This window comes from Neoasaia chiangmaiensis (genome assembly GCF_002005465.1).
Classification (GTDB): Bacteria; Pseudomonadota; Alphaproteobacteria; order Acetobacterales; family Acetobacteraceae; genus Neoasaia; species Neoasaia chiangmaiensis.
This window is the reverse complement of sequence record NZ_CP014691.1, coordinates 1,912,785-1,937,409: the sequence shown is the minus strand read 5'-3', so window position 1 is coordinate 1,937,409 and position 24,625 is coordinate 1,912,785. Positions and strand designations below refer to the sequence as shown.

Annotated in this window: 22 protein-coding genes; 8 read left to right on the top strand and 14 right to left on the bottom strand. The window is 66.4% G+C overall.

Annotated features, from left to right (window positions below; translation table 11 throughout):
• Window position 1: 1 nt before the first annotated feature.
• The 7 genes from A0U93_RS16785 to A0U93_RS09105 all read right to left on the bottom strand — a co-directional run bounded on the left by A0U93_RS16785 (window position 2) and on the right by A0U93_RS09105 (window position 7,629).
• Window positions 2-454: a hypothetical protein gene (locus tag A0U93_RS16785; protein ID WP_077807086.1), complete on the bottom strand. Its 453-nt coding sequence runs from the start codon at window positions 452-454 to the stop codon at window positions 2-4.
• A gap of 92 nt (window positions 455-546) precedes the next feature.
• Window positions 547-1,500 carry an ABC transporter substrate-binding protein gene (locus A0U93_RS09130; RefSeq protein WP_077807085.1) on the bottom strand — a complete coding sequence of 318 codons (954 nt, stop codon included), beginning with the start codon at window positions 1,498-1,500 and terminating at the stop codon, window positions 547-549.
• Complete coding sequence (locus A0U93_RS09125) at window positions 1,497-2,273, bottom strand: ABC transporter ATP-binding protein (RefSeq protein ID WP_077807084.1); 777 nt, start codon at window positions 2,271-2,273, stop codon at window positions 1,497-1,499. The genes A0U93_RS09130 and A0U93_RS09125 overlap by 4 nt, the downstream gene beginning before the upstream one ends.
• Window positions 2,273-3,259, bottom strand: coding sequence for a FecCD family ABC transporter permease (locus A0U93_RS09120; RefSeq protein WP_077807083.1), 987 nt, complete (start codon window positions 3,257-3,259; stop codon window positions 2,273-2,275). The genes A0U93_RS09125 and A0U93_RS09120 overlap by 1 nt, the downstream gene beginning before the upstream one ends.
• A 12-nt stretch (window positions 3,260-3,271) precedes the next feature.
• Window positions 3,272-4,969: an adenine deaminase gene (gene ade, locus A0U93_RS09115; protein ID WP_077807082.1), complete on the bottom strand. Its 1,698-nt coding sequence runs from the start codon at window positions 4,967-4,969 to the stop codon at window positions 3,272-3,274.
• 35 nt (window positions 4,970-5,004) lie between these two features.
• Window positions 5,005-7,389 (bottom strand): heavy metal translocating P-type ATPase, encoded by a 2,385-nt coding sequence (locus A0U93_RS09110; protein WP_077807081.1) that lies wholly within the window; start codon window positions 7,387-7,389, stop codon window positions 5,005-5,007.
• 27 nt (window positions 7,390-7,416) lie between these two features.
• Entirely contained in the window at window positions 7,417-7,629 is a 213-nt protein-coding gene (locus A0U93_RS09105; protein ID WP_077807080.1) for a heavy-metal-associated domain-containing protein, read from the bottom strand.
• Window positions 7,630-7,831: 202 nt separating this feature from the next.
• On the opposite strand from A0U93_RS09105, the gene A0U93_RS09100 reads away from it, so the two are divergent.
• From A0U93_RS09100 to A0U93_RS09085, 4 genes are all read left to right on the top strand, one after another.
• Window positions 7,832-8,197: a hypothetical protein gene (locus A0U93_RS09100; RefSeq protein ID WP_077807079.1), complete on the top strand. Its 366-nt coding sequence runs from the start codon at window positions 7,832-7,834 to the stop codon at window positions 8,195-8,197.
• Window positions 8,198-8,261: 64 nt separating this feature from the next.
• On the top strand, window positions 8,262-10,067 hold the full coding sequence (locus A0U93_RS09095) for a copper resistance system multicopper oxidase (protein ID WP_077807078.1): 1,806 nt from the start codon (window positions 8,262-8,264) through the stop codon (window positions 10,065-10,067).
• 65 nt (window positions 10,068-10,132) lie between these two features.
• A complete protein-coding gene (locus A0U93_RS09090) occupies window positions 10,133-10,834 on the top strand; it encodes a copper resistance protein B (protein WP_245825181.1) in 702 nt (233 codons plus the stop codon).
• Between the two features lie 50 nt (window positions 10,835-10,884).
• Window positions 10,885-12,597, top strand: coding sequence for a DUF885 domain-containing protein (locus A0U93_RS09085; RefSeq protein WP_147151080.1), 1,713 nt, complete (start codon window positions 10,885-10,887; stop codon window positions 12,595-12,597).
• Here A0U93_RS09085 and A0U93_RS09080 read toward each other — a convergent pair.
• Both A0U93_RS09080 and A0U93_RS09075 read right to left on the bottom strand, forming a co-directional pair.
• Window positions 12,594-13,142, bottom strand: coding sequence for a GNAT family N-acetyltransferase (locus A0U93_RS09080; RefSeq protein WP_147151058.1), 549 nt, complete (start codon window positions 13,140-13,142; stop codon window positions 12,594-12,596). The two genes, A0U93_RS09085 and A0U93_RS09080, sit on opposite strands and share 4 nt — an antisense overlap.
• Window positions 13,143-13,154: 12 nt before the next feature.
• The gene (locus tag A0U93_RS09075) at window positions 13,155-14,618 is read right to left on the bottom strand and encodes a phosphomannomutase (RefSeq protein WP_174807262.1); all 1,464 of its coding nucleotides are present in this window, start codon (window positions 14,616-14,618) and stop codon (window positions 13,155-13,157) included.
• Window positions 14,619-14,783: 165 nt separating this feature from the next.
• On the opposite strand from A0U93_RS09075, the gene A0U93_RS09070 reads away from it, so the two are divergent.
• The 3 genes from A0U93_RS09070 (at window position 14,784) to A0U93_RS09060 (ending at window position 17,873) form a co-directional block, all read left to right on the top strand.
• Window positions 14,784-16,127 carry a YcjX family protein gene (locus A0U93_RS09070; protein WP_077807074.1) on the top strand — a complete coding sequence of 448 codons (1,344 nt, stop codon included), beginning with the start codon at window positions 14,784-14,786 and terminating at the stop codon, window positions 16,125-16,127.
• Window positions 16,124-17,002, top strand: coding sequence for a DUF697 domain-containing protein (locus tag A0U93_RS09065; RefSeq protein WP_147151056.1), 879 nt, complete (start codon window positions 16,124-16,126; stop codon window positions 17,000-17,002). Before A0U93_RS09070 ends, A0U93_RS09065 begins: the two co-directional genes overlap by 4 nt.
• 145 nt (window positions 17,003-17,147) lie before the next feature.
• Entirely contained in the window at window positions 17,148-17,873 is a 726-nt protein-coding gene (locus A0U93_RS09060) for a DUF4097 family beta strand repeat-containing protein (protein WP_147151054.1), read from the top strand.
• A gap of 21 nt (window positions 17,874-17,894) precedes the next feature.
• On the opposite strand, the gene A0U93_RS09055 is transcribed toward A0U93_RS09060, so the two are convergent.
• The 5 genes from A0U93_RS09055 to A0U93_RS09035 form a co-directional block, all read right to left on the bottom strand.
• Window positions 17,895-18,779: a diacylglycerol/lipid kinase family protein gene (locus A0U93_RS09055; protein ID WP_077807071.1), complete on the bottom strand. Its 885-nt coding sequence runs from the start codon at window positions 18,777-18,779 to the stop codon at window positions 17,895-17,897.
• Window positions 18,780-18,798: 19 nt separating this feature from the next.
• Window positions 18,799-20,364, bottom strand: a complete 1,566-nt coding sequence (locus tag A0U93_RS09050) for a peptide chain release factor 3 (RefSeq protein ID WP_077807070.1) — start codon at window positions 20,362-20,364, stop codon at window positions 18,799-18,801.
• Window positions 20,365-20,452: 88 nt separating this feature from the next.
• Window positions 20,453-21,070 (bottom strand): 30S ribosomal protein S4, encoded by a 618-nt coding sequence (rpsD, locus tag A0U93_RS09045; protein ID WP_077807069.1) that lies wholly within the window; start codon window positions 21,068-21,070, stop codon window positions 20,453-20,455.
• A 245-nt stretch (window positions 21,071-21,315) separates the two neighbouring features.
• On the bottom strand, window positions 21,316-21,891 hold the full coding sequence (locus A0U93_RS09040) for a cytidine/deoxycytidylate deaminase family protein (RefSeq protein ID WP_077807068.1): 576 nt from the start codon (window positions 21,889-21,891) through the stop codon (window positions 21,316-21,318).
• A 49-nt stretch (window positions 21,892-21,940) separates the two neighbouring features.
• Window positions 21,941-23,752, bottom strand: coding sequence for an ABC transporter ATP-binding protein (locus A0U93_RS09035; protein ID WP_077807067.1), 1,812 nt, complete (start codon window positions 23,750-23,752; stop codon window positions 21,941-21,943).
• A 138-nt stretch (window positions 23,753-23,890) separates the two neighbouring features.
• Between A0U93_RS09035 and nth the strand changes: the two genes are divergently transcribed.
• A complete protein-coding gene (gene nth, locus A0U93_RS09030) occupies window positions 23,891-24,595 on the top strand; it encodes an endonuclease III (protein WP_371862855.1) in 705 nt (234 codons plus the stop codon).
• The last annotated feature ends 30 nt before the right edge of the window (window positions 24,596-24,625 follow it).

Here is a 24,625-nt window from a genome sequence, read left to right as displayed (position 1 = left end):
GCTACCAGCGAAAGCGGATGCCGCCCGTCACCGCCGCCGAACCGGCCGCCGCGCCCAGACGCGTATCCCGATGGCCGCCGAACAGGTTGGCCACGAGATCCAGCCCCGGCACGGCCTTGACGGGATAGGCGAGCGTCATCGTCACGCCCTTCTCCTCCATCAACGGCGAATCGTGACGGCTCTGCACGTCGAACGGGCCGATCCTGTCGATCGATTTCCTGTCGAACGCCGCGATTTCCTGCGGCGTGATGGCCGGAAACGCGACATTATCGATTACGACCGAGGCACCCGGATTACCGGGTGGTATGAGCGCCCTTGTCCCCGTCGTCACATCACCCGTAGGCGGCGGCGCACGGCGCGGCATGAAATATCCGGCATTCGCCGGCGCTGCATGGCCCGAACCACCCAGACCAACTGTCAGGACGACAGAAAGAAACCTGACATGACGGCTCATCGTGGAGAATTAAATTTTTCATGTGACATAAACGGCACAGTAACGCAAAGCAGCGCCGCCGCCGCATCACCTGTCGTTTCACGCCGTTACATTCATGGCACCGGCGGCAACCCATCCAGAATACGCCCGGCATCCGACGCATCCAGCGCGCTATCATAGAAACGCCGATAGAAGGAACGGATACGCTCAATCATCGCCGGCCGATCCACGCCGCCTTTCTGGACGATATCCCGCGCCCATTGCAATTGCAGCAGCATTTCCGGGCTGTAGCGATCCCAGGGGAACACCCCCTCCGGATTGCGATACACATGCCCATCCCGGACCGCCGCCACCCGTTGCCAGAGCGGATCGTGCGACAGCTGCCCCGGGTCGCCGGCCCGCGCGCCGATGATGACGATCGATGGATTCCAGGCCAGAACCTGCTCGATCGTCACCGTCTGCATGTTGCCATGCACGCCCATGGCGGCATTCATGCCACCGGCATGGCGAATCCACGCATCGATGATCGTGCCGTCGCCATCGACCTTCAACGGCCTGAGCGACTGGACATGCAGCACGCGCGGCGGCTCATGCGCGACCGCCGCCGAATCCCGAAGCTCGGCCTCGAACGCCTGCCGGTAATCCCGCGCGCGCGCCATCGCCTTCGGGTCCTCCAGCAACGCCGCCGTGGACGTCACGCAGTCCAGCAGACCATCGAACGTGCTGAACCCCTCTTCCACCACGTTCAGCCCCGCCGCCCGCAATGCCGGCGCCGAATGGCCGGAGCGCGTCACGAACACCAGATCGGCCCGCAGACGCAGCAATTCCTCGGCGTTCATCGCCTCCGTCGGGACGAAACTGGCGCGCGCCAGTTGCGGTTTGATGTGGAACATCCACGGCACACGCTTCGGGTCATCCACCGTCGCGACGATCCGGTCCGTGGCACCCAACAGGATCAGGGTGGCATTATGCGCATACCACGCATCGGCGATGCGCTGCGGCGGCGCGGCCTGCGCCAGGCCGGGCAGCAGCAACGCCCCCAGCATTCGCTTCCACAAAATCCTCATCCTTCCGGTGCCTCCGCCCGATAGAAAAACCGATGCCGCCCCTCATCGACCTGCCGCAGCGGCACATCGTAGAGCGCGGACATCGCCGCGGCCTCGATCACCACCTCCGGCGCGCCATCCGCCGCAATCACGCCATCGCGCAACACGGCCACGCGATCCGCCCGCGCGAAAAGCTCCTCCGGCCGGTGGGAGGTCAGCAGCACCGCCTTCCCCTCCCATGCCAGTTGCCGCAACAGGTCGAGCAGCCGAAGCTGATGCCCGTAATCCAGCCCGCTCAACGGCTCGTCGAGAATCAGGATCGGCGTGTCCTGCGCCAGTGCGCGCGCCAGCAACACACGCTGCCACTCACCGCCCGAGAGCGCATTGCAGGGCCGCCCGGCAAGCGCATGCAGTCCCAGGCGTTCAAGCGCCTGATCGACGATCCGACGATCCCGCATGGACACCGCACCGCGCAGCCCGGCCTGCGGCACCCGGCCGAGCATCACCATCTCCGCAACCGTGAAGGACAGCCGCCTATCCTGACCCTGCGGCACATAAGCCATGGAACGGGCGATCGCCGAACGCCGGCAGCCGGACAGCGCCACACCATTCAGCCGCACCACGCCCGCCTGCGGCGCCAGCAAACCGAGCAGAACCCGCAGCAAGGTGCTCTTTCCCGCGCCGTTCACGCCCAGCAGCCCGACCATCTCCCCGCCGGAAAGCGCGAAGTCGATGCCACGCAGAACAGGCCGCTCCCGCCCGAACACCACGCCCCCGGCGGCAATCGTGGCCATCAGGCCACGTCCTGCCGCAAGCGACGCAGGACCAGCACGAAAGCCACCGCGCCGAACAGTTCCGTCAACATGCCAAGCGGTATCTCGCCCGGCGTCAGGGTGCGCGCCACCGTATCGGCCAGCACCACACCCACGGCCCCCAGAACAGCACTCAACGGCACCATCCGCCGATGCGGCGCGCCGACCAGCAGCCGCGCCAGATGCGGCGTCAGCAGCCCGACCCAGCCGATGATGCCCGCAACCGAAACGGTCAGCGCGGCCAGAAACGTCGCGAACCCGATGGCCGCCAGCCGCCACGTCCGGGCCGGCACACCCAGACTGCGCGCCTCGTCATCGTCCAGCGACAGGACGTCCATGATCCGCCCCGCCGCCAGCAGCGGCACGAGCGCCAACACCAGCGCAGGCGTCAGCCAGACGATCTGCCCCCAGCCGACCTGCGCCAGACTGCCCAGCAGCCAGTAGACGATGGCCGGCAGCTGATCCTGCGGATCGGCCACGTATTTCATCAGGGAAACAAGCGCCGTGAAAATGGCATTGGCGATCAGCCCGCCCAGAACAAGCGCCAGCAATCCCCCGCCACCGAGCAGCCGTGCCACCCCCAGCCCCGTCGCCATGGCCAGAATGCCGCCGCCGAACGCTCCCGCCTGCACGCCCGCGCCCGATGCACCCAGCAGGATTGCCGAAGCCGCGCCGAATGCCGCACCGCTCAGCACGCCCAGCAGGTCGGGCGCCACCAGCGGATTGCGGAACACGGCCTGATACGTCGCGCCACTCACCGCCAGTCCGGCCCCGATCATCGCCGCCGCCAGCAGGCGCGGCAGACGCGCCTGCCAGACGACCACATGCGTCGTCGCATCGCCACCCCCCGCCAGCGCCTGCACGATGTGGACCGGCGCGATCGCATAGCGCCCGGTTCCCAACGCCCCCAGCATGACCAGCAGCAACACCGATAGCGCGACCGGCAGAACGAACCGATATCGTGCCATCGGCGGCAAGGATCAGACCAGCGTCATCGTCGAAACGTCGATCATCCCGCGATCGGTGATCTTCAAATGGGGAATGACCGGCAACGGCAGAAAAGCCAGTTGCAGGAACGGCTCCTCCAGCGCACCGCCAAGGCCGCGCGCCACACGGCGCAGCTCGACCAGCGCATCGCGCACCGTCTCGAACGGCGCATCGCTCATCAGCCCCGCCACCGGCAACCCCAGCTCGGCCACGATCTCGCCGTCGCGCACCGCCACGAACCCGCCACCGGTCGCGGCCAGCCGGTTCACCGCCGCCGCCATATCCGCGTCATTCGTCCCGACGACGCAGATATTGTGACTGTCATGCCCGACGGAGGACGCCAGCGCTCCCTCCCGCAGCCCGAACCCGCGCACGAAACCGCGCCCGATATTGTCGTTCATGCCGTGCCGCGCCACGACGCACACCTTGGCGATATCCCGCGCCGGATCGCCCGAAACCACGCCATCCGCGCTCGGCAGATCATCGCGCAGGAAGTCGGTGATGATCTGCCCCGGCACGATGCCGATCACCGGCATGTCGCGCCCATCGCCCGCAACCGCCATGTCCGCCGCCGTCACCGCGCGCGCGAGCCTGACGCTCTCCAGCCCGACCGGCGGCACGATCTCCCGCGCGGCGAACAACGCATCGTCCACCAGCCGCCCCGCCGAGATCACGTCCGACACGCGGCATTCCCGCAGGTCGTCCAGCAGGACGATATCCGCCCGCCTCCCCGGCGCGATCATGCCCCGATCGCGCAGGCCGAAGGCCGTCGCCGCCGTCAGCGATGCCGCGCGATAGGCCGCGACGGGCGCCACGCCACGCGCGATGGCCGTGCGGATCATGAAATCCAGATGCCCTTCATGGGCGATCTCCAGCGGATTGCGGTCGTCCGTGCAGAACGCGAAGAACGCCGCCGTCTCCGGCGTCAGCAACGGCACGAGCGCGGCCAGATCCTTGCAGACCGACCCCTCGCGGATCAGTACGGTCATGCCCTTGCGGATCTTCTCCAGCGCCTCGTCCGCCGCCGTCGCTTCATGATCGGTCGCGATACCCGCGGCCAGATAACCGTTCAGCGCCCGCCCGCGCAGCAGGGGCGCATGACCGTCGATATGCCCGCCCGCGAAAGCCGCCAGCTTGTCCAGGCAGCCGGCATCGCCGTTCAGCACGCCGGGAAAGTTCATGAATTCCGCCAGCCCGATCACCTTGGGGTGGTCCCGATAGGGCAGCAGGTCGGACGCCACCAGCGCCGCGCCGGACGTCTCCATCGGCGTGGCCGGCACGCAGCTGGAAAGATTGACGCGCAGATCCATCACCGTACGCTCGGCACAGGCCAGGAAATAGTCGAACGCCGCCGTCCCCAGAACATTCGCCATCTCGTGCGGGTCGCAGATCGCGGTCGTCACACCATGCGGCAGGACGCAGCGATCGAACTCGAAAGGCGTCACCAGCGAGGATTCGACGTGCAGATGCGTGTCGATGAAGCCCGGCACCGCGATACGGCCACGCCCGTCGATCTCGCGCCGCCCCTCGTAACGCCCCAGCGTGCCGACGATCGTGTCACCGCATACGGCGATATCGGTGTCGATCAGATCGCCGGTAACGAGATCGAACAACCGCACATTGCGAACGACCACATCCGCCGGCTCGAGACCCTGCCCCTGCGCCACACGGCGTGCGATCGTCTGCTGCATCGGTTCCGGTTCTCCTGCTCGCGTCATCTCCCTCCTTAGCGCGAGCCAGCCGTACGCGCCAACTGCCGGGGCCGCCAGCGGTTGAGCAGGAGCGAATTGCTCACCACCGAAACCGAACTCATGGCCATCGCCGCGCCGGCCACGATCGGGTTGAGCAGTCCCAGCGCCGCCAGCGGCAGACCCAGCAGATTATAGACGAACGCAAAGAACAGGTTCTGCCGGATCTTCGCCAGCGTCGCCCGCGAAAGCGACAGCGCATCCAGCAGGCCCGTCAGCTCGCTGCGCATCAGCACCACATCCGCCGTATCGATCGCCACGGCCGAACCCGCGCCGATCGCAAAGCCGATATCCGCCGCCGCCAGCGCGGGCGCATCGTTGATGCCATCTCCCACCATGCCGACCACCGCCCCATCCCGCCGCAGGGCCGATACGCGGTCCGCCTTCTCGCCCGGCAGAACCTCGGCCATCACGTCATCGATCCCCGCTTCCTGCGCGACACGGGCGGCCGCCCGGGCGTTGTCACCCGTCAGCATGACAACCCGCAGCCCACGATCATGCAGCGCCCGCACCGTCGCCACCGCGTCCGGGCGCAACCGGTCCGCTAGTGCGATCAGGCCCAGCGGACGATCGCCCAGCGCCACGGCGATCACCGTCCTGCCCTGCGCTTCCCAGTCGGCGATCCGCGCGTCATCCAGCGCCACGCCGTTCTCGCGCAGGAAGCGCGGCGCACCCAGCCGTGCGGATTGTCCATCGATCTGCGCCGTCACGCCCTGCCCCGGCACGGCCTGAAAACCACTCACCGAAACCGGCGCGACCTTCTCCGCCGCCGCGTGCGCGACGATGGCCCGTGCCAGCGGGTGTTCGGAATCCTGCTCCAGACCCACCGCCACCGCCAGCAGCCGCGCGATCCCGACATCCGGCGCCGCCCGGACGTCACTGACCGACGGCGCGCCTTCCGTCAGCGTGCCGGTCTTGTCCAGCACCAGCGTCGTCAGCTTCTGCGCCCGCTCCAGCGCCTCGGCATGACGGAACAGGATACCGGCCTGCGCCCCCTTGCCGGTGCCGACCATGATCGCCGTCGGCGTCGCCAGCCCCAGCGAACAGGGACAGGCAATCACCAGAACCGACACGGCGGATATCAGACTCCACGAAGCGGACCCGATGACAGCCCAGCCCACCAGAAACGTCAGCAGCGCCAGACCCAGAACCACCGGCACGAAAACACCCGAAACCCGGTCCGCCAGACGCTGCATCGGGGCTTTCGACCCCTGTGCCTGCTCGACCATCCGCACGATCCGGGACAGCGCCGTATCGGCCCCGACGCCGGTCGCGCGCGCGCGCAGCGTGCCGTTGGCGTTCATCGTGCCGGCGAAAATCTCGTCCTTCTCCCGCTTCAGAACCGGCACGCTTTCGCCGGTCAGCATGGATTCGTCGATGTCCGAGGCCCCCGCCACGACGCACGCATCCACCGGAACGCTTTCTCCCGGTCGCACGACGAATACATCGCCCACCCGCAGCGATGCGACAGGCCGGTCGATGATCGCCTCGCCATCGACAACATGCGCAATCGCCGGCCGCAAATGCAGCAGGCGCTCGATTCCGGCGCTGGTGCGGTTCTTCGCGCGCGACTCCAGAAGCCGTCCGAGCGAGATCAGCGTGATGATCGTCGCACTGGCTTCGAAATAAACCGGCTGATGCAGCCCCAGCAGAAAGACGACACTGCTGAACACGTAGGCGATGCCGGTACCCAGCACGACCAGCACATCCATGTTCGCGGAACCGCCCCGCACCGCATTCCAGGACCGGCCATAAAGATGCCGCGCGCCGAACACCTGCACCGCCGTCGCCAGCACGAACTGCATCCAGAGCGGCAACAGCATGCGATGGGCGAACATCGCCGCCATCTCGATGAACAGCGGCGCGGCCAGCAACGCGGTGATGACGAAATCGCGCCGCTCCCGCCGCCACGCCGCATCACGCCGCACCGCCGGATCGTCCGGCACCTCGTCATCAACCAGTCGGGCCGTGAACCCGGCCTTCTCGATCCGTCCGATCATATCCTCGACCGAGACGATCCCCGGGACGAAACGCACATGCGCCCGCTCGGCGGCGAAATTGACGCTGGCCTCCGTGACGGGCAGGCGGTTGAGCAGCTTCTCGATCCGCGCGGCACAGGCCGCGCAGCTCATCCCGCCGAGCGAGAGATCGACCTCGCGCCCCGCCACATCGAAGCCACTCCGGCGCACCGCCTCCACGACGGTCGAGGGCGTCGCGTCCTCCGCCAGATCGACCTGCGCGCGCGCATTGGCAAAGTTTACAAGCGCCGCCACGCCGTCGATCCGGTTGAGCACCTTCTCGATCCGCGCAGCGCAGGCCGCGCAACTCATCCCCTCGACGACGAAATCCAGTTCCTGCGACATGACACGCCCTCCCTGCCGTCGGCGCGATCAGACCGCCACGTCGAACCCGGCATCCTCGATGGCATCATGCAGCGCCTGCGGCCGCGTGCGCGCCGGGTCGTAGGCCACGACAGCCGTCCCGGCTTCATGGCTGACGTCGGCCGACGCGACGCCATCGATCGCGCTCAACGTCTTGGCCAGACGACTGGAGCACCCCCCGCAGGACATGCCTTCGACCTTGATGGTGACGGTTTCACTCATGACGGTTTTCCTCATTTCTCCCAAGAAAACATGGGCCGTTCGGAAAGCGCATGCAAGATACCCCCAGGGGGTTCTTGAAAAATCGGCTGAAAAACGCTTTCCTTGTGCCTCGTCCCGAATACACTTCAATTTTCAATATCCTGTCGGGTTATATTCCCGCCAACAGGTGTGCTGCTCGCCCCAGGAAGGATAACGCTCTCCCGTGTTCCGCATTGCGCGAAAGATCGTTCCGTGGCTTCGTCGCCCCGCCATGTGGCGTCTGGGACTTTGCCTGCTACTCTGCCTGACCGCAGGAACCGCTTTCGCACGAACCATGCCACCGCCTGCCGCGGTCGCTCATCAGGCCCACGCGCCCTGCTGCGGCGATCACCAGCCATCGCCCGCGCATCATGACTGCATGCACTGCAACACCAGCGCGCCGGTCAACGTCGCATTGGCCGTCGAACAGCGCGTCACAGCGCCATGGCGTCCGCAGCGACGCATCCACAATGCCATCCGTCAGGAAAAGCCCCCTTTCGGCACCGGCCCCACCTCACCCCTGCGTCCACCACGCATTCATATCATCTGATCGTCGCAATTCCCGCATGACGCGCACCTGACGTGCCGCGTCGCTCCGATGACGGAATGATATCATGCCTGTCCCTTCGCCCCCACGCGGTCCCGCGCTGGCGCGCCGCACCTTCATGGCCGCCGGCGCGTCCACCCTCGCCGCACGCCCACACGCCTTCGCCCGGACGCCACGCCCCTACCCGGGCGTCGTGCCCCCGATCGCGCGCGACCGCTACGACCTGACGATCGGCCGCACGCCGCTGCATATCGACGGCAAGTTCCTGAACGCCCCCAGCGTGGATGGCGGCGTGCCCGGCCCCGTCCTGCGCTGGCGCGAGGGCGACACGGTAACGCTCAACATCCGGAACACCCTGGATGAGCCGACCTCGATCCACTGGCACGGCATCCGCCTGCCCGCCGACATGGACGGCGTACCCGGCCTGAGCTTTCGCGGCATCCCGCCGGGCGAGACCTTCACCTACCGCTTTCCCGTCCGGCAAAGCGGCAGCTACTGGTATCACAGCCATTCCGGCGGACAGGAAGCGCAGGGGCTTTACGGCGCGATCGTCATCGATCCCGAAGGCGGCGATACGATTGCCCATGACCGCGATTATTCCATCGTCCTGTCGGACTGGAGCGATGTGCCTCCTGCCGACATCGTCGATAATCTTAAGATGAACAGCGACTACTATTCGTTTCGCCAACGCACGGTGGCATCGCTGTTCGGGCAGGCCCGGCAACAGGGCCTGATGGGCGCCATCGGCAACCGCCTGCAATGGGCGCGGATGCGCATGGCCGCGACGGATATCTCCGATGTCAGCGGCGTCATCTATTCCCATCTGATGAACGGCCTGCCGCCGGACGCCAACTGGACCGGCCTGTTCAAACCCGGTGAGCGGGTCCGCCTGCGCTTCGTCAACGCCTCAGCTATGTCGTTCTACGACGTGCGCATTCCGGGTCTGGAGATGTCGGTCGTGCAGGCGGACGGCAACGACATCGTCCCCGTGCCGGTGGACGAATTCCGGATCGGCGTGGCCGAAACCTATGACGTGATCGTCCAGCCGCGCGACGAACGCGCCTATACGATCTTCGTCCAGAGCGAGGACCGCACCGGCCACGCCCGTGGCACGCTCGCCCCGCGATACGGCATGAGCGCCCCCGTGCCGCCGATGGACCCCCGGCCCGTTCGCACCATGGTGGACATGGGGATGGGCAACATGCCGATGCACGATCATGCCATGCCCATGCCGCCAGCACCGGCCTCCCAGGCACCGATGTCCCAGCCCCCGAAAGACGATATGCCGGACATGGACATGCCCGACATGGACATGCCGCCGCATGACAAACCGGCCACCGCCGCAAAACCGGTGATCGAAGACCCCGGACCACCGCCGCTCAACGTCGAGAACCAGAACGTGGCCGCGATGCCGATCGACCGCCTCGGCAGTCCCGGCGACGGGCTGGAGAACAACGGCCGGCGCGTCCTGAACTACCGGCAATTGCGCGCCCTGCGTCGCGGCACCGACCTGCGTCCGCCCACGCGCGAGATCGTCATACACCTCACCGGCAACATGACGCGCTACATCTGGGGTTTCGACGGCCGGAAATTTTCCGAGGCCGCCCCCGTCATGCTGCGTCTGGGCGAGCGCGTGCGCTTCACCCTCATCAACGATACGATGATGGAACACCCGATCCATCTGCACGGCTTATGGAGCGAACTGGAAAACGGCCAGGGCGATTTCCGCCCCTACAAGCACACCGTCATCTCCCAGCCCGGCTCGAAGCTGAGCTATCTCGTCACCGCCGACGCGCCCGGTCGATGGGCGTTTCACTGCCACCTGATGTATCACATGGATCTGGGCATGTTCCGTACGGTGATCGTGGCATGAAGACCCGCCCTATCGCCCTCATCGGGATCGCCCTCCTGCCGCTCGCCGCCCATGCGCAGTCCGGCATGACCATGTCATCCGGCAACAACGGCACGACGCCGCCCGCCTATATCGACGGCATCATGCCGGTCATGGACCAGCGCACCTATTTCCATGGCCTTCTGGACGAGTTCGAAGGACGATACGCCCCCGGCGGCGCGGACTTCCGCTGGGATGGCGAAGCCTGGTACGGCGGCGATTACAACCGCCTCTGGCTGAAAAGCGAAGGCACCCTGAACCATGGACGCCTGAGCGACGGCGATCAGGAACTGCTCTACAGCCGTGCCATCTCCACCTATTTCAACCTGCAAGGGGGCGTCCGCGCCGATCTGGACGACGGCCCCACGCGCACATGGGGCGCTTTCGGCATCCAGGGCCTCTCGCTCTATAATTTCGAGGTGCAGGCCACAGGCTATGTCAGCGACCGGGGACGCTTCGCCACCCGTCTGGAGGGCTCCTACGACATCCTCATCACCAACCGCCTCATCCTTCAGCCACAGGCGGAAATCAATTTCTACACCAGGGCCGATCCATCGCGTCAGGTCGGCGCGGGCATTTCGGACATCGATACGGGCCTGCGCCTGCGTTACGAATTCTCCCGCAAGTTCGCGCCCTATGTCGCCGTCACCTATGCCGGGTCGCTGGCGCAGGCCCGGCATATCGTCCGCGCGCAAGGGCAGGCCACCGGCACAACCCGCTTCACTTTCGGCATCCGGACGTGGTTCTGACCATGACGCACCGATTGCCAGCAGCCGAACAGCCGCCTATCGTTGCGATCATGATAAGAAATCGCCTGCGCCGTCTCCTGTGCGCGACCTTGCCGCTCCCCGCCCTGATCGCCACCGCCGCGCAAGCGGCCCCGTCGCTCCGAGCCATCGAAAAGGCGCATTACGAGGCCGAATGGTCGGCCAAGCCATCGGACGCCACATCGGCGGGCATCCATCGATACGATACGCGGCTGGACGACGTCTCCCTGCCCTTCATCGCCCGCCAGGCGGCACGTCTGCATCGTGAGCGCGCGGCCCTGACCGCGCTGGATGTCTCGACCCTGCCGCAGCGCGAACAGGACGACCGCGATATCCTCGTGGCGGTGATCGACCGTGAACTGATCGACGCCGAGCGCATCCAGCCCTTCCGCCGCATGCCGGACAGCTATGTCTCGCTGGCGACGGAATCGCTCTACGGCCTGATCGACCGGGATTTCGCGCCCCTGCCGGTGCGGATGCGCGCCGTCATCGCCCGCGAACGCCAGATTCCCGCCCTGCTGGCGCTGGCCGAGAAGCAACTGGCCGACGTGCCACCGGTCTTTCTGGAAATCGCCCGGGAGGACCTGGCCGGTTCTTTCGATTTCGTCGGCAAGAACGTGCCGGCAGCCTTCGCCAGCGTCTCGGACACGACACTCCAGACACAACTCAAGGCGACGACGCAGACCACGCTCGCCGCCTTGGCCCGCTACCGTGATTTCCTGAACGGGCTGAAAGCCACCGGGCAATTCGCTCTGGGCGCCGATACGATGCGCGCCATGCTGGCGACCGATCTCGTGGACCTGCCGCTCGACAGGATCGTCGATGCCGGCAAGGCGCAACTGCGGAAGGATCAGGCGGACTTCATCGCGGCGGAACGCATGGTCGATCCCGCCCATCCCGATCAGGCCCTGGCGACCGTGCGGGAGGATCACCCGACAGCGGAAAACCTGAACAGGACCGTTCTGGACCAGTTGAAACAGGCGCAGGATTTCGTCGTCTCGCGCAATCTGCTGCATCTGCCCTCAATGTCCCTGCCGGAGGTTCTGGACACGCCGGGTTTCGAGCGCTCCCTCATCACGGCGGCGACGGAATGGCCCGGCCCGTTCGAGACCCACGCCACGACGTCCTTCTACTACGTCACGCCGATCGATCCGCATCTCGGCGCCAGACAGGCGCAGGAAGCGCTTGAGGACTTCAATCGCCCCGCCCTGCTGAACATCACGGTCCACGAAGCCATGCCGGGTCACTTCGTGCAGGGCCTCTATCTGCGGGCCAACCCGCAATGGTCACTCGTGCGCCGCGCCAGCGCCTCCTACGCCACGACGGAAGGCTGGGCGCATTATACCGAACAGATGATGATCGAGCAGGGCTTCGATCAGGCAAACCCGAAACTGCACCTCATGCAGCTTCAGGACGCACTGCTACGCGATTGCCGCTTCCTGGCGGCCTTCGGCATGCACGCGCAGGGCATGAGCCTGGCGGATGCCACGACCATGATGCAGCACGAATGCCATCAGTCCTCGGTCGCCGCCTACAAGGAAGCCCGTCGCGGCACCGCCGACCCGCAATACTACGCCTATACGCTCGGCAAGCTGATGATCCTGCATCTGCGAGACGACATGCGCGCCCATCAGGGCAGCACCTTCTCGCTGGCGGCGTTCCACGATGGACTGCTCGGCGCCGGGCTGGTGCCGATGAAGATCATCCGGCGTGAAATGACCGGGGAAGACGCGCCGCTGCTCTAATAGGCCATCTTCCGCAAGGGAAGCACCATGGCGCAGCGGCTTTCGACAGCGAGGCCGTCTGCCGCTTCCGCCGCCAGATCGGCCCTCAGCCGGGCGTGTTCCTCGCCCTCGGATAAAAACCTGAATCCCTGCCTGCGATAGAACGGCGCGTTCCAGGGGACATCCCGAAACGTCGTCAGCGTAACGGCCCGCAGGCGACGTGCCGTGGCGTCGTCCCGACACGCGGCAAGCAGCGCGCGGCCAATGCCCCGCCCCTGCCATTCGGCGGCAACCGACATTTCGAGAACATGCATGTCGGCATCAAGCACCGTGGCGCTCAGAAAACCAACCGGTGGGCCGCCGGTCTCGGCCACCGCGACCCAGCATGTCATGGCCTCGACGCAGCGATGGTGCGACGCAACCGGCAGGACCGCGCCCTCGGCGACAAACGCGAGCCGTGGATATCGGCGGAAAGCCTGCGCCGCCGATTTCTCGACCGTCGGCAGAAGTATCGCCTCGTCACGGGTCGCCAGACGGATGACGACCCCTTTCGGCGGCAAGGCCATGGACGACATGCCTTAAACGGGCGCGTCGTTCCGCCACGTCCCCACGGCGTCAATGCCGGTCTTCAGGAGATCGGCGGCCCGCGCCACGCTGTCGGCTTCCACATAGACCCGCAGCTCCGGCGCATTGCCGGAGGGCCGCAGGTGGATGATGTCCCCACCGGCGAAGGTCATCCGCAGCCCATCCGTCTCGTCGACATGCGTCAGCGGACCGCAGGCATTGACGAAGCCGAGCCTCGCCGCACCCGCCGCCGGGTCCCGGCGCAGGACGGCGAGATGCGCCTGGCTCCGTGCCGTCGGCATCTCCACCAGACGGTCGCTCAGCGTGTAACGCGGCGGGAGGGACGCCACCAGCGCCGTCAGATCGTCGCCATGCGCCCGCGCCGCCAGCAGCGCGCAAAGCATCGGCAGGACGGAATCGCGTGTCGGCAGGGACGACAACGTGCGACCGTCGCGCACGATATCGCTCGCCAGCAGGAAGCCGCCATTGGCCTCATAGCCCATGGACGGGAGCAGCCCGGCCGCCGCCGCATCCGTCATCGCCGCCACGACGAATGGCGAGCCGATACGCGTGCGGCGCACGTCCTGCGCAAATCCGGCCTTCTCCAGCGCGGTATTGCTGCTGACCGGCGTCGTCACGCTGCCCGCTTCCAGATAACGCGCAACCAGAATGCCGAGCACGTCGCCACGCAGCCAGTTGCCATCACGATCCGCCAGCAACGGACGATCGGAGTCACCATCCGTCGTCAGGATCGCATGAAAGCGGCCATCGGCGGCCCATTGACGCGCCAGTGCCGCATCTTCGGGCCGGACGGCTTCGGTGTCCACGGGAATGAAACTCTCCGCCCGCCCCAGCGGGACGGCTTCGCCGCCCAGAGCCTCGACCAGCCGCACCAGCACATCGCGCCCGACAGCGGAGTGCTGATAGACGCCCAACCGCAGGCCGGACAGCGCATCATCACCGAAGAAATCGCGATAACGCGCGATGAAGGCATCCTCGACCTCGGTCACCGACGGCAATTCGACCGGATGGACCAGCGCACCGGCATCATCGAACCAGCCTGCCGGCAGGTCGACATCCTGTTCGCGCATGGCCAGTTCATCCTGCTTCAGGAACTCGCCATGCGCGCGATTGAACTTGATGCCGTTGCGATCGGCCGGGATATGACTGCCAGTCACCATCAGCGACGGCATGCTCCGTGCGAACGCATAAGTGCAGAGCGCCGGCGTCGGCACGTAACCGCAGAACACCGGCTCGCCACCGAGATACCGGATGGCGGCGACGCACGCCGTCAGGATACGCGGCGTGCTCGGGCGCAGATCGCCAGCCACCGCGACGGGTCGTCCGGACGCGAACTCGCCAAGCGTTTCCAGATGCCGGAGATATCCGACCGTGTAGGCGAAGCAGACAGCGTCCGTCATCGCGGTGACGAGGCCCCGGGCCCCGCTCGTGCCGAAGGCGACGCCGGAGCGTTCCATCCAGGTGGCAATACGCATGTATTCCTTGTGTCCCTTCCCAACGCACGAACAATGCTTTTCCATAGTCGCGCGCGTCATGCGGGATCAAGCCACGACGCCGCGCCGTGCATCTTATCGCATCGCGGCGCGCTGTAACGATGCGAGGAAAACAACGGGAGCAATCAGGTGGCCTGGAACGCGCTGGCGCCGACGATGACGCAATGGCTGCGGCAGGACCCGCGCGACTACTGGCGCATGCCGGTCGTGCGCGTCGGCGTGACAGGCCTGGCGCGAGCCGGCAAGACGGTGCTGCTGACGGCGTTGGCCAGCGTCCTTCTGGCGCCCGGCGCCCTGAACGGCCGGGTCCGCCGCGCAACGATCGCCGAATCCGGCGCCGATCCGATCCCGCAGTTCCCCTATGCCCGCATGCGCGCCGCGCTGGCCGGCGATCCACCGCACTGGCCCGCCCGGACGGACAGCGTCGCGCGACTGGCGCTGGAGATCGAGCGCACCGGCGGTCGGCGGCCGGTCCGGATCGAATTCCTGGATTATCCCGGCGAATGGCTGCTGGACCTGCCGATGGCCCGCCAGAGCTTCGCCGACTGGTCGCGCGACACGCTGGCCCGACTGGAACGCACGCCATCGCATGAATCGGCGCGGGCATTCCTGTCCTTCGTCCGCGCGCTACCCAAGGGTGCGGAGGCATCCGATGCACTGGCCGAAACGGGGCATCGCCTCTACCGGACACTTCTGGGGTCTCTCCGGGAACAGGACGGCTTGTCCTTCCTGCAACCCGGCCGCTTCCTGATGCCCGGACCGGGCGCGGAACCGGCCTGGATGGCCTTCTTCCCGCTGGATAACGCGTCACCGCTGGCAAGCCTGCTGCAACAGCGGTTCGATGCCTATGTCGACCAGATGCGGACGACCTTGATGGACACGCTGTTCGGCAGGATCGACCGGCTCATCGTCGTGGCGGACATCCTGAGCGCCCTGCACACCGGCCCTGCGGCCTTCGCGGATGCCCGGACCGCGCTCGGCGCGGCGGCGGACGCGCTGCGCTGGCAGAACAGCTGGCAAAGCACCATCGGCGCCCTGTTCCGCGGCCGCCTGCCGCCACCGACCATCGGACGCGTGGCCTATGTCGCCAGCAAGGCCGATCACGTTGCCGAACGCCAGCGACACAACCTGCGCACCCTGATGGGCAATCTGACCGACAGCGCGCCGGACCGGCGCAGCCAGGCCCGGGCGCAAGCCTTCGCCATCGCCAGCCTCCGCTGCACCGAGGACTTCGTCTGGACGCTGGACGGTCATCCGGTCTCCGCCGTGCGCGGTCGTCTTCTCGGCGACGATCGCCTGACCCGATCGTACCCCGGCGAAGTGCCGCCCGAACCGCCCGGCCCCGCCTTCTGGACGCATCCTTTCCTGGCCCTGCCGGATTTCGAACCGGCCCGGCTGCCGATGGACCGGCGCGGCATGCCGAATATCGGGCTGGACGATCTCCTGACCTTCCTGCTGGAGGACGTCCTGTGAGCGACCGTCCTCCCGTCCGCCCACGGATCGAGACAGAAGACCAGCGCGCCGAACGCATGGCCATCGCCACGGCACCGGCGCCGGAAGCGACACCCCCGCGCTGGAAACCCGGCCGAATGCTCAGCGGGCCGATGCTCATCCTGTCGGGCTTCGCCGTCCTGGCACTGGGTCTGGCGGCGCTTCAGACCGGCAACTTCGTCGCCGCGCAGTTCTCCCGCGCAGCCTGGCTGGGCGTGACCACCCTCGTCGTCGCCATCATCGGGTTCGGCCTCGTTCTGGCCGGTATTTTCGGCGAATTGCGTGGACTGGCCGCATTGCATGGCGTCGATACGCTGCGCCGCGACCTGGCATCCGACGATGCGCACCGTCGTCTGCATGCGGCACGCCTCTGGCTGACGCGGGTCGAGGGCGGCGCGGCGCTGCGCCCGGCGGTCGACGCGCAGAACGATCCCGATGCCGTGCTGGCGCTCCTGCGCAGCGGACTGAGCACCCCGCTGAAGATCCGGGCGGATGCCATGAGCCGACAGGCGGCCTATCAGGTCGTCGCGGGCATCGCGGCAACGCCCGCGCCCTCGCTGGTCGTGCTGCTGATCGCATGGCGGGCCACACGCCTGATCCGCCAGATCGCCGCCCTGCACGGCGTGCGCCCCGGCTTTCTGGCAACGCTGGGCCTGCTCCGCCGCACCGCGCTTTCAGCCTCCGCCACCGCCATGACGGAAGCCGCCGTCAACACCGCCGCCCATGCCGTGCTGAGCTCGCCCCTGCTGGCGCATGTCGCCGGCGACATGGCCGGCGGCGCCGTGGCGGCGCGACGCATGATCGTGCTGGGACGCGCCGCCGTCGTGGCCTGCTCACCACTCTCAGGTGAGGAATAAGGAAAAAATGGCGTCATGCGCCATTTCGTTCACCGGAACAGGTTTCGAAAGACGGACCGGTTCGTATTTTCCGAGTCTGGCATCGATCTTGCATAAGAACGGTAACGCATCATCGCGCCTTTTCCGACAAGGATTCTCAAGACCCATGCCGATCACCCTTTTCCCGCGTCGCATCCGTCATCCCCTGGCCCTCGCCACCATCGGCGCCATGACCGCGCTGGCGGCACTGCCCACTGCCACGGCATGGAGCGCCGATGCGCCCGTCGTCATGCACAAGATGGGCGAGGATATCGACATCGCCGATGCGCCCGGCGGCGCGCGTCTGGAGACGATGGGCGGCAATATCCATCTGGGACATGTCGCCGGTCAGGCCTATCTCGCGACGATGGGCGGCGATCTTCGTCTGGATACCGCGACAGGCGCCGTGGATGTGTCCAGCAAGGGCGGCGATGTCACGATCGGTCAGGTCGCAGGGCCGCTTTTCGTCAAGACATCGGGCGGCGATACGTCCGTGACGACGGCATCCGGTTCGGTCTCGGTCACCAGTGCGGGCGGAAATATCAGTGTCGGCCTGCATCCGGAAGAAACACCGCGGACCGTAACACTCTCAGCCCTCGGCGGCGACATCACGCTGCATGTCCCGCATGACTTCAATGGAACGATCGACGCCCGTCTCTCCTTCAGCCGGCAGAACGAGGGCCGCTATCATATCGAGGAACCCTTCGCCCTGAAGCAGACCGTCTCCCCCGACTGGGACAATTCGCATGGCCAGCCGCACAAGACCATTCAGGCCACCGGTACAATCGGGCAGGGTCGCGATCATGTCTCGCTGAGCACCGTCGATGCCGATATCCGCATTATTCGGGACTGATACGAAACGCCCCTTGAGGCCTTATACAATCACCCGCAGGCTCTCCATCGCCGCCGTCATGACGGCCGGCGTATGGCCCGCCGGATCGCCATCGCACTGAACGGGCACGGGCATGGACGACGCCACCTCGATCCGCTGCGCCCGAATGCGCCGTGTCCCGCCCAGGGCGCCACCCCGGTCCGCCAGCAATGCAAGCGCCGCCTTCGTCGCGAACACCGCGCCGCCCCGATCCAGCAACGTCACGGAGAAACCGGGCGCATGCGGCGTCGCGTCGGGCGCGATCGTATAACGCCCACCGTAGTAGCGGCCCTTGGAAACGATAACGCCGAAAGCCGCATGACGCTGACCATCCAGCGTAACGTCGAGGACCGGGAAAGGATACCGCCCCACCTCACGGCACGACTGCACGGCATAGGCGCTCCGTCCGATCCGTCGCTTCAGCGGCAGGGACAGTCGATGGACAACCTGCGCATCGAACCCCACACCGGCCATCTGTAGAAACAGCCGCGTCTGACCGCCGGCCTGCAACAGGCCCGGATGGAGCATGGCGACCCGCCCCGCGAGAAGTGAGGCGGCATTGCGATCGGGCCGGAACGCCACCCCGATCTCATGCGCCAGAACATTCGCGGTGCCGAGCGGCAGAATACCCAGTATCGGCCGTTCGACGAACGGCCAGTCCATCAGCCCCGCCGCGACCTCACCGATCGTTCCATCACCCCCGGCGGCGATCACATGCGTAAAGCCCTCGCCCGCCGCCGCCCGAACCAGTTCGGGCGCATGGCCCGCATGGCGCGTGGGCGAGACGAGAACCTCGACCCCGTGCGACCTCAGGACATCGAGAAACCGTCGCAACCGGTCCAGCCGCCGTCGGCCGGCGGTCGGGTTGTAAACGACCAGGACGCGCATCGGGTAACGACCGTGCGTCTCAGCCGACGCCGATGCCGATCTGCTTGATATCGTGGAAGGCCAGTTCCGGATTGGTCTCCGCCGTGCGCCGCATCATGAAGGCGGAACTCGCCAGGAATACCGGATCGCCGTCGAGATCGTCCGCCATCGCTGAACGATTGACCATGGAGAAGGTCTCGATCCGCGCCCGGTCACCGGTCACCCAGCGCGCCATCGTGTAAGGCGTGGATTCGAAACCGATGGTCACGCCATATTCGCCCTTCAGCCGCGACTGAAGCACGTCGAGCTGAAGCGTGCCCACCACGCCGACGATCGGCGGCAGGCCGTCCTGCGGGCGGAAAAGCTGCACGACACCCTCCTCCGCCAGTTCCACCAGCGCCTGACGCAGCTTCTTGGCCTTCATCGCATCGTCCAGACGCACGCGACGCAGGATTTCCGGCGCGAAGTGCGGCACGCCGGTGAAGCGCAGGTCCTCGCTTTCCGACAGCGTATCGCCGATACGCAAGGTGCCGTGGTTGGGAATACCCACGACATCGCCGCCGAAGGCTTCCTCCGCCAGTTGCCGGTCACGCGCGAAGAAGAATTGCGGCGTATGCAGCGCGAACTGCTTGCCGGTGCGCACATGCCGCAAACGCATGCCGCGCGTCAGCCGACCCGAACAGATACGCGCGAAGGCCATGCGGTCGCGATGGTTGGGGTCCATGTTGGCCTGGATCTTGAAGATCAGCGCCGTCACCTGCTCCTCATCCGCCCGCACGTCGCGCGTCTCCGTCGGCTGGGCGCGCGGTGCGGGACCATAGGCCACGAGCGCATCCAGCAGATCGGTGACGCCGATCTCCTTCATCGCACTGCCGAAGAAAACGGGCGTGAGATGACCGGCATCGAAGGATTCGCGGTCGAATTCCGGCAGGGCCGCCTGCACCAGCTCCAGTTCCTCGGAAAGCTGGATCATCCGCGCATCCGATTGCGGCAGTTCCGCCGCCGCACCATGCAGCTCGCGCGTGCGCAGGTCATAGGTGCCCACGAACTGCGCCGCCCGGCCAACAGGCCACGTGGCGGGCGCCGTATCCAGCGCCAGCGTCCCGCCGATCTCGTCCAGCAGGGCGAAACTGTCCTGCGCCTCGCGGTCCATCTTGTTGATGAAGGTGACGATGGGAATGTCGCGCAGTCGGCAGATCTCGAACAGCTTGCGCGTGCGCGCCTCGATGCCCTTGGCGGCGTCGATCACCATCACGGCGCAGTCCACGGCCGTCAGCGTGCGATAGGTATCTTCCGAGAAGTCCTCATGGCCCGGCGTATCGAGCAGGTTGAAGACGCAGTCGCCGTATTCGAACGTCATCACCGAGGTCACGACGGAAATGCCGCGATCCCGCTCGATCCCCATCCAGTCCGACTTCGTGCGACGGCGCTCGCCCTTCGCGCGCACGTTACCCGCCAGCTGGATGGCGCCGCCAGCACGCAGGATACGCTCGGTCAGGGTCGTTTTACCCGCATCCGGATGCGAGATGATCGCGAAGGTACGACGGCGCGCGATTTCCCGGCCGATGGCGGCGGGCGTGGCGTTGGCGGAAGCGGCTTCGGACATGCGGGATACCTGACGTTAAAACGAGAAACGCCGGGCCGAGGCGTAAACCCCGGCCCGGCGCCTGAAAACTCGGTCGTAAGACCCGAAATTAGCGCGAGTAGAACTCGATGACCAGGTTCGGTTCCATCTGCACCGGATAGGGCACATCCGACAGGCGCGGCGAACGGATATACTTGCCCTTCATCTGGCGATGATCGACTTCCATGTATTCCGGCACGTCACGCTCGCCCGACTGCGCCGCGTCGAGCACGACGGCGAGATGCTTGGACTTCTCGCGCACTTCGATCACATCGCCATCGCGCACCAGGAAGGACGGGATGTTGACGCGGCGACCGTTGACCGTCACGTGGCCATGGCTGACGAACTGACGGGCGGCGAACGGCGTCATCGCGAACTTCAGGCGATAGACGACCGCATCCAGGCGGCGCTCCAGCAGGTCGATCAGGTTCTCCGACGTGTCGCCCTTGCGGCGGACGGCCTCGTCGTAATACTTGCGGAACTGCTTCTCGCTGATGTTGCCGTAATAGCCCTTCAGCTTCTGCTTGGCCATCAGCTGGACCGAGAAGTCCGACGGCTTCTGCTTGCGGCGCTGGCCGTGCTGGCCGGGGCCGTATTCGCGCTTGTTGACCGGCGACTTCGCACGGCCCCACAGATTGACGCCGAGACGGCGATTGATCTTGTACTTGCTCTCTTGGCGCTTGCTCATGGCAAGGATCCACCTTCGATTTCCGGCCTGCCCTATGCTGCGCAGCGGGCCGTCTGTTGCGCCGGTAGGCCTTCTCCCGAATTGGAAAAGACGGGCGCGCACCATGAGCCGCGACCACGGGATGCAGAACCCGATCCGATCGCAGCCGGCACGTCCACGTTCCCGGCAATGGCGCGCGTCCTACCCGGCCTGCCCGGCGATGTCAACGAAATACGGCCATTTGCATGGTGCCGTGCGCCTGCCGGTCAGCGCCAGTTCGCCGAAAACGGCCCCACATGATAAACCCATCGCTCCTGGCGTCGCGTCATCCATGCCGCGCAGCGGTCGCAGGCCGCCAGGGTACAGAATATATGACACTCGCCGTTTTCATCACGCCAGAAGGGCAATTGCCGCGCTTCCGCCGTGCGGATGGCCACCTGCTCGGCATGTTCTTCATAGTCACCGCTCCGCGACGGCGTACGCGCCGTCACGGTCCGACGCTGAAGGGACGGGTCACTGAGGGGAATCTGATCCAGCCCTGTAAAGAGACGGGAATTACCGAAAACAAGCCCGAGTTGCCGCACCTCCCCGCTCGCGGGATCACGCAGGCTGAACGGCTGGCATCGGCGGATAGCCAGTTCGGGATCGGCGCATCGGGATGGATCGACAAGCGCCGCCGCATTGCACGAACCGGCGCCGATCCCCAGCGCGGGCGCGGCGGCCGGGCGGGAGACCGATGCCGCCATGACGGGAAACGCATACGCCATCGCATAATCGCGCAGGGCCATTCCAATCGGATCGGCGACCCCGGCCTGATCGAGGAAAACGGTGCGAAAACTCATCTCGGCCTCCCTGCGTGCCGGAACGGAACATCGCGTTCGCCGGTCGAGCCTACCCCTCCAGAGACTGCAATTCAAACAGCCGTCGGTAGATCCCGCCCTCCCGGCGGATCAGCTCGGTATGTGTGCCGTCCTCACGCAACTCACCACGACTGAACACCAGAATACGGTCGAGTTCCATGACGGTTGCCAGACGATGCGCGACGACGATCACCGTACGGCCCGTCATCAGCCGCGCCATGGCGTCCTGCACCAGCGCCTCGGACTCCGAGTCCAGGCTCGACGTCGCCTCGTCGAAAATCAGGATCGGCGCATCGGCCAGGAACGCCCGCGCAATGGCCACGCGCTGGCGCTCGCCACCCGAAAGCTTCACGCCACGCTCGCCCACCAGCGTCGCATAGCCTTCCGGCAACCGCTCGATGAAAGCGGCGGCATTGGCCTGCTGCGCCGCCGCCTCGATCTCCGCCTGCGTGGCGCCCGGTCGGGCATAGGCGATGTTTTCCGCCAGCGAGCGATGGAACAGCAACGGCTCCTGCGGCACGATGGCGATATGCGCCCGCAGGCTCTCCTGCGTGACGGTCGCGATATCCACGCCGTCGATCAGGATCCGGCCGCCGGTCACATCGTAGAGCCGCTGCAACAGCTTGGTGAGCGTCGTCTTGCCCGAACCGCTCGGCCCTACCAGCGCCACGCGGGAGCCGGGCGTGATTTCCAGGTTCAGATCCCGATAAAGCGGCGCTTTCTGGCCCGGATACTGGAACAGCACATGGTCGAAACGGATATCGCCATGCGCGAAATGCGCCGGCACGGCGTCGGCTGCATCCCGGACCCCCGCCTCGCGGTCGAAGACCGCCACCAGCTCCTCCATTTCGTTGACGGATCGCTGGAGCTGGCTGACCTGCTGGCCGAGATCGCGCAGATAGCCCTGCACCAGGAACACCATCGTCAGCACATAGGCCACGTCGCCCGGCCCCGCCGCGCCGTTCCACCACAGATACACCGCCAGCGCGATCAGCAGCATCCGCATGGCCAGCGAGGCCAGATTCTGGAGGTTGCCGCTATTGGTGCCGCGTATCCACGTGCGCTCCGTACGCCGGCTCCAGGCGCGCAACGTACGGTACAGACGGCGCTCCTCGCGCTTTTCCGCGCCGAACGCCTTGATGACGGCATTGCAGGTGATGGCATCCGCCATGGCCGCGCCCATCCGCGTATCCCACTTGTTGGACGCGCGCGCGGAAGGCGCGACATAGCGAAGCGTGAGCGCGACCGACAGCCACGTGAACAGCACGACCGAAACCGCGAGCACGCCCCCCATCAGCGGCGAGCGGATGGCCAGCACGACGGTCGTGCCGCACAATACCACGACCTCCGGGATGATGAGCAGCAACAGCGTGTCGTCGATCGTGTCGATCGCCCACATGCCGCGCGTCAGCTTGCGCACGGTCGAACCGGCGAAGGTATTGGCGTGCCAGTCGGTCGAGAAACGCTGCACGCGCGCGAAGGCCTTCGCCGCCACGTCGGTCATGATCGCCAGCGTCAGATGCGTGATGCCGATGAAGGAGGAACGCCGGCCCAGCAACCCGACGATACCCAGCGCGATCAACCCGCCGACCGTCAACATCGCATCGTGACGCAGGGCGATCTGCGTCGCATCATGCGGCAGGCCGCCGTCATGACGCGAGACATCGCCGACCAGCCGCCCGGCCAGAAGCGGCATGACGATATCCGTGACGGTCGCAAGGCCGATGCCCAGCAACGTCCGCGCCAGTTGCCAGGGATGCTCCACCCAGCGCCGCATGACGAACGACAGAACGCCGGTGAACGACACCGCGCGCGGATTGCGCGCCTCTCGCTGGACTGTCATCGGGGCAGTGGTTTCGTCAGACACGCATCGGCTCCTCCACGGGGCTGGACATGCCGTGGATCATCGGGTTTCGCTTGGTGGGAACCGCGCTATATGGGCCGCGCTTTCTCCACAGGCAACCGCGACAAGGATAAAAGAATGGCCACCACCGCGCCGCGCCCCATGACCAGGCCGGAAGCCAGGCGTTTCATCACCGCGCTGGCCGAAGCCAACCCGAACGCCGAAAGCGAACTCACCTTTACCAGCCCCTTCGGCCTGCTGGTGGCCGTCGTCCTGTCCGCCCAGGCCACGGACAAGTCGGTCAACAAGGTGACGCCCGGCCTGTTCCACGAAGCCCCCACGCCCGCCGCCATGGTCGCACTGGGCGAGGACGGCATCGCGCGGCATATCAGAACCATCGGCCTGTGGCGGGCGAAGGCACGCAACGTGTTCAAACTCTGCCAGCAGCTTCTGGAAAAGCATGACGGCGAGGTCCCGGCCGATCGCAAGAGCCTCGAGGCATTGGCGGGTGTCGGCCGGAAAACCGCCAGCGTGGTGATGAACGTGGCCTTCGGCGACGATGCGATGGCCGTGGACACCCATATCTTCCGCATCGGGAACCGCACCGGCCTGGCACCGGGAAAGAACGTGCGGCAGGTGGAGGAAGGGCTGGTCGAACGCATCCCACCGGACATGCTGCGCCCCGCCCATCACTGGCTGATCCTGCACGGCCGCTATGTCTGCAAGGCACGCAGTCCGGAATGCTGGCACTGCGCGGGCTACGAGCCCTGCCGCTACCCGGAGAAGAAGGCGCGGCGCACCCTGCACGCGCCCGAGGCAACCCTGGCGGAGACAACCGGTTAACGAAGGATCGCCTCTCCCGCACGGATCCTG